Source organism: Kitasatospora sp. NPDC059571 (assembly GCF_042735675.1).
Lineage (GTDB): Bacteria > Actinomycetota > Actinomycetes > Streptomycetales > Streptomycetaceae > Kitasatospora.
On record NZ_JBHWBW010000352.1, the window covers coordinates 1 to 8,423 of the forward strand.

At 75.4% G+C, this 8,423-nt stretch carries 7 protein-coding genes and 3 tRNA genes; 1 reads left to right on the top strand and 9 read right to left on the bottom strand.

The window, feature by feature from the left end; all coding sequences use genetic code 11:
* From ACFV0G_RS29080 to ACFV0G_RS29100, 5 genes are all read right to left on the bottom strand, one after another.
* The coding region (locus ACFV0G_RS29080; protein ID WP_380554410.1) for a hypothetical protein at nt 1–1,276 on the bottom strand (1,276 nt) is incomplete at its 3' end.
* Between the two features lie 98 nt (nt 1,277–1,374).
* Nucleotides 1,375–1,447 (bottom strand) — tRNA-Ala (locus ACFV0G_RS29085).
* A 70-nt stretch (nt 1,448–1,517) separates the two neighbouring features.
* On the bottom strand, nt 1,518–3,227 hold the full coding sequence (locus ACFV0G_RS29090) for an insulinase family protein (RefSeq protein WP_380554413.1): 1,710 nt from the start codon (nt 3,225–3,227) through the stop codon (nt 1,518–1,520).
* A 3-nt stretch (nt 3,228–3,230) separates the two neighbouring features.
* Nucleotides 3,231–4,181, bottom strand: a complete 951-nt coding sequence (locus tag ACFV0G_RS29095) for a hypothetical protein (protein WP_380554416.1) — start codon at nt 4,179–4,181, stop codon at nt 3,231–3,233.
* Between the two features lie 181 nt (nt 4,182–4,362).
* The gene (locus ACFV0G_RS29100; RefSeq protein WP_380554419.1) at nt 4,363–5,796 is read right to left on the bottom strand and encodes an MFS transporter; all 1,434 of its coding nucleotides are present in this window, start codon (nt 5,794–5,796) and stop codon (nt 4,363–4,365) included.
* 101 nt (nt 5,797–5,897) lie between these two features.
* Here ACFV0G_RS29100 and ACFV0G_RS29105 point away from each other — a divergent pair, with 101 nt between their 5' ends.
* Nucleotides 5,898–6,803: a helix-turn-helix transcriptional regulator gene (locus ACFV0G_RS29105; RefSeq protein ID WP_380554422.1), complete on the top strand. Its 906-nt coding sequence runs from the start codon at nt 5,898–5,900 to the stop codon at nt 6,801–6,803.
* Nucleotides 6,804–6,850: 47 nt separating this feature from the next.
* Here the strand turns inward: ACFV0G_RS29105 and ACFV0G_RS29110 are convergent.
* The 4 genes from ACFV0G_RS29110 to rsfS all read right to left on the bottom strand — a co-directional run bounded on the left by ACFV0G_RS29110 (nt 6,851) and on the right by rsfS (nt 8,222).
* Nucleotides 6,851–6,923, bottom strand: a tRNA-Ala gene (locus ACFV0G_RS29110).
* Between the two features lie 34 nt (nt 6,924–6,957).
* Nucleotides 6,958–7,030 (bottom strand) — tRNA-Ala (locus tag ACFV0G_RS29115).
* A gap of 110 nt (nt 7,031–7,140) precedes the next feature.
* The gene (locus ACFV0G_RS29120) at nt 7,141–7,788 is read right to left on the bottom strand and encodes a histidine phosphatase family protein (protein ID WP_380554428.1); all 648 of its coding nucleotides are present in this window, start codon (nt 7,786–7,788) and stop codon (nt 7,141–7,143) included.
* Nucleotides 7,785–8,222: a ribosome silencing factor gene (gene rsfS / locus ACFV0G_RS29125; protein ID WP_380554425.1), complete on the bottom strand. Its 438-nt coding sequence runs from the start codon at nt 8,220–8,222 to the stop codon at nt 7,785–7,787. The genes ACFV0G_RS29120 and rsfS overlap by 4 nt, the downstream gene beginning before the upstream one ends.
* Nucleotides 8,223–8,423: the final 201 nt, after the last annotated feature.

An 8,423-nucleotide genomic window follows, 5' to 3' on the forward strand; every position in this document is an offset into this window, starting at 1 on the left:
CCGCCGCGTCGAACGCGCGGAGCGCCCGGGCCACCCGGGCGGACTGCATGCCGGCGGCGAGCCGGCGCGCCTCGTCGGCGATCCGGGCGGCCTCCTCGGCCTCGCCGGTGCAGCGGTGCGCCTCGGCGAGCCGGACCATCAGCAGCGCGCGGCCGCGGGCGCGTCCGACCGGGAGTGCCCCGACCGCCTCGGTGAGCAGCCGCCTGGCCCGCTCGTAGTCGCCGAGGAAGAGGTACGCCTCCCCCACCAGGCCCGCCAGGTCGGCGTGCTCGTGCTCGGCGTCCTCCTCCCCGGCCAGGGCCTGGAACGCCCGCTCGGCGACCGCCTCGGCGCTGAACTGCTCGCCCTTGCGGCCGTGCGCCCGGGCGATCCGGCCCAGCTGGAGGGCCCGCTCACGCGGGGTCAGCACCTCGTCGGCGGCGCGCAGCGCGGTCGAGAGCATCGCCACCGGGTCGAGGCCGCGGCCGCCCGAGTTGTCGGTCGCCTGGACGGCCAGGCAGCCGACCACGCTCACCCCCAGGCGGGGGTCGCCGGAGACGTGGGCGGCGCGCAGCGCGGCGACGAACGCCCGCTGGGCCGCGGCGTCGTTGCCCATGTCGTAGGTGGCCCGGCCGACCAGGCGGGCGAGCCGGCCGGCCGCGCCGTAGAGTTCGCGGCCCAGCGCCTCGTCGTAGCCGCCGAGCTCCAGCAGCTTGCCGACCAGGGCGAGTTCGGCCCGGGCGGGGTCGAGGATCAGGCCGCCGCCGTAAGCCCGTTCCAGGCGCTGCTTGCTCTCGTAGGAGAGCCGGAGGTCGGCGAGCTGCTCGGGGGCGATGCGCAGGGCGCCGGCGCCGCCGGTGACCGCGGGCGGCGGGGACGCCCAGTGCCGGGCGGCCTGTTCGAGTTCGTCACCGCGGAAGAGGTCGGTGAGGCGGACGGGCGGGGCGTCCGCGCAGGCCTCGCGCAGGGCGGTCTGCGCGGTGTCGGCCGTCCACGGGTCGGTGAGCAGCCGCGGCGAGAGCATCTTGGCACCGCGCCCGCTGCCCATCCGCCCCCAGAGCTGCTCGTAGGTGACGGCGATGCCGACGGTCCGGCCGAGCACCTCGCAGACGGCCTGGTCGTGCGGGGCGCGGGGCACCATGCCGCGGTCGCGCCACTTGTAAGGGGCGGTGGAGCTGATGGCGAGGCCGGGCGGGAGGACGGCGTTCACCTCGCGGGCGAGCCGTTCGGGGCTCCACCCGAGCTGGTGGAGTATCCGGGCGAGCTCCTCGTTGCGCTTGCGCACCAGATCGGCCATGCCTACGACCGTAGCGGGCGCGCCCCGCCCGGTGGTAGGGCGGCCGCGGGAACGCGGAAGGCCGCCCCCGCGGAACGGGGACGGCCTGTCACATCCTGTGGAGCTATGGGGAATTGAACCCCAGACCTCTTGCATGCCATGCAAGCGCTCTACCAACTGAGCTATAGCCCCTTGCTGCGCCCCCGGCGGTCTCCCCCGGCGACATCGACTACTTTACACGGTCGCCGGGGTGCTCCCCTAATCAGTTCCGGCCGGCCGCCCGCCACCGCTTGATGCGCCGGGCGGCGGACCGGACGAGCATCGCCTCGAAGCCCGCCATGACGACGACGACGGCCCATTCGAGCCAGTCCGCCACTCCGGAGACCGCCAATCCCAGGACCGTGAGCAGGACGATCAGGCCCCAGCCGGCGGCCGCCGTGGCGATCAGGACGGTCGCGATACGCTGCCAGAGGCTCGGCCGGACGGCCGGCTCCGCGGTGCGCCGGGCCGCCCGGCCGGACGGTCCGGGACGGCCCTCGGCCGGCGCCGACCGGGGCGGCATCCACACCACGGCCGGCGGCGGCACCGCCGCGTCGACCGCCGCGAGGACGCGCCCGTCCAGCTGGAAGCAGCCGGGGTCGATCTGGACGCAGATGCCGTCGGTGCCGATCAGCCGGCGGCCGCCGTCCGGCCAGGCGAGCATCGCGGCGCAGGCGTCGAAGCGGACGGTGGCCGTCTGCCCGCCGTCGACCAGGCTGACGCCCGCGGGGCCGGCCACCAGGGTGGGGCCGTCGCCCGCCGCCGCGCGGTACCGGGTGCCGTCCACCGCGGACGCCGAGGAGGTCGGCGCCTCGCGGTACCCGGCCCAGTCCGCCCTGCGCCCGGACGGGACGCGCAACAGGCCGCCGGCCAGCGCCTGTTGGGCGAGGGCGTGGACATCGGCCGGGGTCACCGACCACAGCTCGGCGCGCAGGTCGTCGGCGCTGCGCACGGGCAGGCCGCTGAGCAGGTCGGCGGCGCAGCCCGGGAGCCGGCCGGCGTCGGCGGCCGGCTCGGTGAGGGACTCGTCGGCGCGCTTGCGCAGCGCTTCGAGCTCGCTCGGGGTGGGCCCCACGGCGGCCAGCCGGGCGAGCACGTCGACGAAGCCGCCGAGGGCGGCGGCCTGCTGCTCGGGCAGCGCGTCGGCCAGCGCGGTGACCGTGAGCATCCCGTCACCGCGGTGGCCGTGGTCGGCCGCGGCGGTGTAGGAGTAGCCGCCCTCCTGCCGGAGGTCCTGGAAGAGCTCGCGGTCCAGGCAGGCGGTGTACAGCTCGGCCGCCGCGGTGCGCGGGAGCACCGTGTCGAACAGGATCTGGCCCTGCCCGGCGGGGAAGTACGCGGGGGTCTCGGGCAGCGCCGAGGTCGGCGCGGGCAGCGGCATCCGGCGCCCCGGACGGAGCGGGAGGCGCAGGTCCGCGGGTACCTGCTCGCCGGAGATCCACAGGGCGGCGTTCTCCCGGGTGAACCAGGTGTCGGCCCACTGCTGCACGGTGTACGGGTCGAGGCCGGCCACCCCCCACTCGGGGTAGCTGACCAGGCCGTGGCCCTGGGCGCCGTACCGCCACAGGCCCATCGCCTCGCCGGGTCCGGTGCCGCGGCCGGCCTCCTCGGTGCGCAGGATCGCCTTCTCGGTCTCCAGCCGCTGCATCGGCAGGGCCGCCAGCGACTCGCAGACTCCGGTCAGGAACGACCGGACGTCGTGCTCGGTGCCCTCCAGGTGGAAGTGGGTGTGCAGCAGGCCGGTCGCGCCGTTGAAACGGTGCACCTGGACGCCGCTGCGGTGCAGCGCGAGGTGTTCGACGAGGTGCGTGATGCCGGTGCGGGCGAGCGTCTCGTCGGCCCGGCCGACCCGGAAGACCAGGCCCGCCGAGAGCCGGCCGGGCCGCGGGACGAACAGCGCGGGGACGCCGTCGACCTGGAAGTGGTGGATCACGGCTCAGCCCCTCCCCAGTGCGCGGGCGCGGTGCTCCGCGAACGTCTCCTCCGGCTGCCCGCCGAGGATGCCCCACGGGTAGGTGCTGCCGTACGGCCCCATCGCACGGAAGTGCAGTGCGGCCGCCGCCGGGTCGCCCGCCAGCGAGGCGAGCAGCGCGAACATGCTGTGCGCGGTGATCAGGCCGTACCGGACCCGGCAGGCCGGGTGCAGCACGGAGGCCGCGGCGGCCCCGGCGAGCTCGTGGCGCACGTCGGGGCGGGCCGCGTACGCGAGGCGGTCCTGGCGGCCGAGCTCCTCCAGCCGCTCCACGTGGTAGCGGGCGACCAGAGCGCCGCAGATGCTGCCGGGCGGTGCGGCCCGGACGCTCTCGTGGACGAAGGCGTGCGCGGCGTCCCAGCTGCCACCCCACTTGGGCAGCAGCTGCTGGAGGAGCCGGCGCTGCCCGTCGTAGTGGTGCGGGGAGGCCAGCGAGAGGCAGCGCTGCCGGCGGCGGGCCTCGCTCTGGCCGAGCGAGAGGCCCATCGCGACGGTGATCCGCAGCGACCAGGCCATGGCGTGGCCGCGGTCGCGGGCGACAGCGCCGATGAGCAGCTGCTCGGCCCGGTTGAGGTGGTGGCGGAAGCCCTGCCAGCCCTCCGCGGTGACGTCCTGGGCCCGCCGGGAGGTACGGGCGTCCCAGCCGAGGTGGATGTGCCGGTCGGCCAGCAGCGCGGTGGCGAGCGGGTCGTTCGGGCGCACCTCGAGGACACGGGCCAGCAGGTGCTCCGCGCCCGCGGTCCCGGCGACCTCGTCGGCGAGCACCATCCGGCCCTCCTCCTCGGCGCAGCCGGCGAACAGCGCGCCGACCGCCGGCCAGTCGCCGCGTTCGGCGGCCTGCCGGACGGCGGCGAGTTCCGGGATCGCCGCCGCCGGGTCGAAGACCACGGCCGAGGCGCGGGAGGTGCTGCTCATGGCGGTGATCGTAGGGCCGTCCCGGCGCGCGGGAGGCGGGTCCGATCTGCGGAAACGGCCCAGATCCGGGCAACTCGGCAGGCTCTTGGGGAAAGCTTTACGGAACGTGCCGGTCCGCTTCTTGCCGCGGGCCGTGCGCACACGGCCCGCAGGGCCCCGGCGGCCCCCGCCGGTCCGTCGGTCAGGGGGCCGTCTGCCGGGTCCGGTGCGCGAACGCCGAGGCCAGGGCCACGCCGGCGCCGATGACGGCGACCGTGACCAGCAGGGCGTGTCCCGAGGCGTGCGCCGTCGCCGGGTAGTCGACCTGGCCGAGGAAGACGGTGCCGATCAGGGCCACCCCGACCACCTGGCCGAGCTGGACGACCGTCACCATCACCCCGCTGGCGTCGGCGGCGTCCGCCGGGTCGACCCGGCCGAGCGCCCGCCCGAACAGCGGGCTGTACGCGCACCCGGCGGCCAGCCCCAGCACGGTCAGCACCGCCTCCGCCGCCGGGCCGACCGGACCGCCGCGGTGCAGCAGCCAGCCGACCAGGACGTAGCCGGGCGCGACCAGCAGCAGCGCCTGCACCGGCAGCTGCCGGTGCAGGCGGCGGGGCAGCCGCTGCCAGTGCAGACTGGCCGCGCCGAACGCCACCGCCACCGGGCCGGACAGCAGGCCGGCGAGCAGGGCGCTGTGGCCCAGCCCCGCCTGCTGGTGCAGCGCGAAGGCGAACATGAAGCCGGCGAACCCCGCCATGATCAGGAAGATCGCACCGGCGGCCGGCAGCAGCCCGGGCGCGCGCAGCACCCGCCCGGCGATCAGCGGCTGCCCGCCGCGGCGCGCGATCCGCCGTTCGACGGCCGCGAACAGCCCGGACAGCAGGACGCTGCCGACGAGCATCAGCCGGCACCAGGCGGGCCAGTGCAGCTCGCGGCCGAGCACCAGCGGGACCACCAGCAGCCCGAGGGCGGCCGCCAGCAGCACCAGGCCCGGAAGGTCGAAGCGCCGCTCGGCGTCCCCCGGCAGGTCGGGCAGCAGGCGCCCGGCCACGGCCAGCAGGGCCAGTCCGATCGGCACGTTGACCAGGAAGACCGGCCGCCAGCCGGTGCCGAACAGGTCCGCGCTGACCAGCAGCCCACCCAGCAGCTGGCCCACCGCCATGCCGCCGGCCAGCACCGCCGAGTACAGCCCGAGCGCCCGGAGCCGGGCCGGCCCGGTCAGGGTGCGCTGGATCAGGCTCATCACCTGCGGCACCATCAGCGCCGCCCCGACGCCCTGGCCGATCCGGAAGCCGATCAGCCAGCCGGTGCCGGGCGCCAGCCCGCAGGCCAGCGAGGCCGCCGTGAAGGCCGCCAGGCCCAGCCGGAACATCCGGCGGTGGCCGAACCGGGCGCCGAGCCTGGCGCCGGTGATGAGCAGGACCGCGTAGGCGATGGTGTAGCCGGCGATGACCAGTTGGAGGCCGGCGCCGGAGGCGTGCAGGTCGGTGCGGATGGTCGGGACGGCCACGTTGACGATGGAGACGTCCAGCACGGCCATGAACTGGCCGGCGAGCACGAGCGCGAGCAGGGGTCCGGTGCGGCCGGCGGCCGGCGGCGTGGCAACGCGGGCGGGTCTGGTCCGAAGGTCCGTCATGCCGCCATCGTGGGCGGGCCGCGGTACCGGTGGTTAGAGCCTGCGGATCCTGGTACCGAGAGCACCTGTCAGGGCCCGCGGCGATCGGCCACGATGGTCGGATGACCGTGCTGGACGACCGGACCACCGCCGCCGCGGGCGGCCGCCGCGACCCGCGCCGCGACGAGCTCGCCAAGTTCCTGCGGGCCTGCCGGGCCCGGGTCCGCCCGGAGGACGTCGGCCTGCCGCCCGGCCTGCGCCGGCGCACCCCGGGCCTGCGGCGCGAGGAGGTCGCGCAGCTCGCCGGGGTCGGCGTCACCTGGTACACGTGGCTGGAGCAGGGCCGGCCGATCAACGCCAGCGCCCAGGTGCTGGGGGCGGTGGGGCGGACGCTGCGGCTGGACGGCGCGGAGCGCGAGCACCTGTTCCGGCTCGCCGGGGTGTCGCCCGGGACGGCCCCGGAGGAGGACTGCCCGGTCCTCGACCCGGCGATCCAGGTGATCCTCGACCAGCTGGGCCCGCTGCCGGCCGTGGTCTGCAACTCCCGCTACGACCTGCTGCGCTACAACGCGGCGTACGAGGCGCTGTTCCCGGGCGCGACCCGGCCGTCCGCGCCGGGCGGCCGGCGCAACAGCGTGTGGTGCGCCTTCACCGTGCCGGACTGCTGCAACCCGTTCCTCAACCGGGACGAGGAGTTCCCGCGGATGGTGGGGGTGCTGCGGGCCGCCTACGGACGGCACGTGGGCGAGCCGGTCTGGGAGGAGTACGTCCGGGAGCTGTCGGCGGCCAGCCCCGCGTTCCGCACGCTGTGGGAGCGCCAGGAGGTGGCACCGCCGAGCGGTTCGCGCAAGGTGTTCCGGCACCGGGCGGTGGGGGTGATGCGCTTCCGCGCGTCGCGCCTGGCGCTGCCCGCCACTCCGGAGGTGCACCTGGTGGTCTACACGCCCGAACAACCGCAGGACCGCGAGCGGATGGAGTGGCTGGTCGCGCACCCGGAGAGCCGGCCCGACCGGTGCGACCACGGCTGAACGACGGAGGCCGCCGCCCGAACCGGGCGACGGCCTCCGAACTGCTGTGGAGCTATGGGGAATCGAACCCCAGACCTCTTGCATGCCATGCAAGCGCTCTACCAACTGAGCTATAGCCCCGCGAACCTGGCGCCTCACGGCCACCGGTGCGGAGTGGAGCTATGGGGAATCGAACCCCAGACCTCTTGCATGCCATGCAAGCGCTCTACCAACTGAGCTATAGCCCCGCAGTCCCAGGAATCCCGCCTGCCGTTTCCGGCCCCGCGCTCCTCGCTGCGAACGAGGAAGACTCTAGCCGGTCAGGCCCGGAACTGCGAAATCGCCTGCCGGGGCGCGATCACGTCTCGTCGCCGATGACCGGCTGCGGCAGCGTGCCCGCGTTGTGCTCCAGCAGGCGCCAGCCGCGCACGCCCTGCCCCAGCACCGACCAGCAGCAGTTCGACAGTCCGCCGAAGCGCTCCCAGAGCACCGGGTCGAGCTCCAGCAGCCGGCCGATCATCGTCCGGATGGTGCCGCCGTGGCTGACCACCACCAGGGTGCCGTCCTCGGGCAGCTTCTCCGCCGCGTCCAGCACCACCGGCACCGCGCGGTCCGCCACCTCGGTGGCGAGCTCGCCACCGCCGCGGCGGACCGGCTCGCCCCGCGCCCAGGCCTCGAACTGCTCCGGGTAGCGGGCGCGGATCTCGGCATTGGTCAGGCCCTGCCACTCGCCCGCATACGTCTCCCGCAGGCCCTCGTGGTGGTGCACCTGCAGGCCGGTCACCTTGGCCAGCTCGGCCGCCGTGCGGGCGGCCCGCTGGAGGTCGGAGGAGACCAGCAGGTCGGGGCGCAGGCCCGACAGCAGCCGCGCCGCCCGCTGCGCCTGGAAGACGCCCTGGTCGGTGAGCGGGATGTCGGTCGTCCCCTGGAACCGCGACTCGAGGTTCCAGGACGTCTGGCCGTGCCGCCAGAAGACGATGCGCGGCCCCCGCGCGGCGCGGCTCAGCTCTCGCCCCCGGCGGTCGCGTTGCCCGCGGCGTCGGTGACGGCGCCCTCGGGGCGGTTACGGGTGGCCAGCGCGTCGGCCGGCAGCGGCAGCTCGGGGCAGTCCTTCCAGAGCCGGTCGAGCGAGTAGAAGGAGCGCTCCTCGGAGTGCTGGACGTGCACGACGATGTCGAGGTAGTCCAGCAGGATCCAGCGGCCCTCGCGCTCGCCCTCGCGGCGCACCGGCTTGATGTCCAGCTGCTCGCGCAGCTGGTCCTCGATCTCCTCGGCGATCGCCCGCACCTGGCGGTCGTTGGCCGCGGACGCGATGAGGAACGCGTCGGTGATCGACAGCACGTCGCTCACGTCGAAGGCGATGATGTCGTGCGCCAGCTTCTCCGCCGCCGCCTGCGCGGCGACATCGATGAGTTCCTGGCTACGGTCAGTGGCAGTCACGTCGTACTTCCGGCTCGATGGCATGGTCCGCCTCCCAGGATCTCACGAACGCCAGGGGCCCCCGGCGGAGTTTCCGGGGGCCCCTGGCTCCGCGCCGGCGCGGACGCCGGCACGGGTCCGCGCCGGCTACTGGGTGGGCTCGGGCGGGAACTCCTTGGCGAGGGCCACCCCCAGGTCGGCGGTGAGCGGATCGGTGACGTT

What these genes read in the sequence shown, in the direction of transcription:
- ACFV0G_RS29105 (WP_380554422.1), top strand. Translation starts at nt 5,898, where the DNA reads ATGACCGTGCTGGACGACCGGACCACCGCCGCCGCGGGCGGCCGCCGC.
- ACFV0G_RS29100 (WP_380554419.1), bottom strand. Translation starts at nt 5,796, where the DNA reads ATGACGGACCTTCGGACCAGACCCGCCCGCGTTGCCACGCCGCCGGCC.
- ACFV0G_RS29095 (WP_380554416.1), bottom strand. Translation starts at nt 4,181, where the DNA reads ATGAGCAGCACCTCCCGCGCCTCGGCCGTGGTCTTCGACCCGGCGGCG.